Here is a 1,744-nt window from a genome sequence, read left to right as displayed (position 1 = left end):
GCCCTGCACCTGAAGCGCATAAGCGACGTTCTGGTACACGGTGCGGTTCGGCAGCAGCTTGAAGTCCTGGAACACGCAGCCGATGTTTCGGCGCAGCACCGGCACCTTGGAGCGCTTCAGCTTGGGCAGTGACTTCCCGCCCACGATCAGGTTGCCCGAGGTGACCTCGAGCTCCTTCAGCAAGAGCTTGATGAAGGTGGACTTGCCCGATCCCGAGGGGCCGACCAGGAAGACGAACTCTCCCTTGTCGATCTGCACCGAGACGTCGTCGAGACCGATCACCCCGCCCTGGTACTGCTTGATGACGGCGTCGAAGACAATCATCGCCGACGCCGTCGACCGTGCGGCCGCGGCGATCGCCGGTGCGAGGGCGGGTTCGGGCTCCGCCCTGGCAGGCTCGTGAAGACTGAGTTCTTCTGTCACTGAGAGGCTGTGTTCAAGCTCGAGCGGACGAATTCCTGCCTGACCAGGGTAGCGAGGTGACCCTGACCACGCAAACACCCAACCGTGCTGTTCGGCTCAACCAAGCTGTGTAGCGTCGTTGTGGCTGCGTCCGTCCGGGGCGTGGCTGAGAGTGCGAGGCGACGGCGGGATGACCCGCAACCATGTTGGCGGTGTGACTTGCCCTTAATCCGACCTGTCTCTCGCCGTCGCTTCGTTCGACTGGCCGGTGACCTGATAGAAGCTTGCGTTCGTTTGCCCGACACAGCCCTGTCCAAGCCGGTCGACCCATGTCGATGAGGGGAGGCTACGTGACCGGGTGGACGGTGGCAATCGGGGTGGACACGCATAAGCAGTGGCATGTCGCGGTGGCGCTTGACCAGTTAGGCGGTCAGGTCGATTGTGTGACCGCCGAGGCGACGGCGGCTGGATACCAGCAGCTGCTTTCCTGGGCGGCGGGCCTGGGCCAGCCGGCGTTTGGGATCGAGGGGTGCGGCAGCTACGGCGCTGGGCTGGCCGCGTTTTTGGGCGAGCGTGGCTTGGCGGTGTTTGAGTGTGAGCGGCCTAAGCGTGGCGAGCGCCGTGGCGGCAAGAACGACGTCATCGACGCGACCCTGGCGGCGCGTCGGATCGTGACCGGCGAGGGGCTGAGCCTGCCGCGTGGCGGTGGTGGTCGCGAGCAGCTTCGCGTGCTCTTGCTCGAGCGACGGGGCGCGACACGGTCTCGCACCGCTGCACTGAACCAGCTCGACGCCGTGATTGTGACCGCGCCGGACGATCTCCGTCGCCGCCTTGACCGCATACCAAGAAAGCAACTGGTAGCGACGGCGGCGCGACTGCGGCCACGTCCAGATGGCGTCACCGACGTGCTGCGACGGATCGCGCGTCGCATCCAAGCTCTCGCCGCAGAGATCCGTGAGATCGACCGCGCGCTGCTACGGCTCGTCTCGGAGCTTGCACCCAGCCTGCTCGCCGAGTGCGGCGTCGGTGCAGTCTGTGCGGCCCAGCTGCTCGTTTCCAGCGGCAATCCCGAGCGGATGGCAAGCGAGGCGTCCTTCGCAGCGCTGGCCGGCACCAGCCCGATCGACGCGTCCAGCGGCAAACACCAACGACACCGCCTCAACCGCGGCGGCGACAGACAACTCAACTGGGCACTCCACGTGATCGCCCTCCAACGCGTCCACCACCACGCCGAAACAGCCACCTACTACCAACGGCTCCTGGCCGCCGGGAAAACCACCAAGGAAGCCAAACGCTGCGTCAAACGCGCACTCGCCCGCCACTTCTACCACCAGCTCAAAGG

At 65.8% G+C, this 1,744-nt stretch carries 2 protein-coding genes; one reads left to right on the top strand and one right to left on the bottom strand.

Annotation, left to right across the window (positions count from 1 at the left end):
- Positions 1-423: cell division ATP-binding protein FtsE (locus tag WAN02_RS11045; RefSeq protein ID WP_422264205.1), on the bottom strand; the 423-nt coding region annotated here is incomplete at its 3' end.
- Between the two features lie 329 nt (positions 424-752).
- On the opposite strand from WAN02_RS11045, the gene WAN02_RS11040 reads away from it, so the two are divergent.
- Positions 753-1,744 (top strand): IS110 family transposase (locus tag WAN02_RS11040; RefSeq protein ID WP_422264204.1); only part of this gene is annotated, 992 nt, incomplete at its 3' end.

The organism is Mycobacterium sp. (assembly GCF_049281135.1).
Lineage (GTDB): Bacteria > Actinomycetota > Actinomycetes > Mycobacteriales > Mycobacteriaceae > Mycobacterium.
Note: the sequence above shows the minus strand (reverse complement) of the source record. Positions and strands in the feature narration are given on the sequence as shown.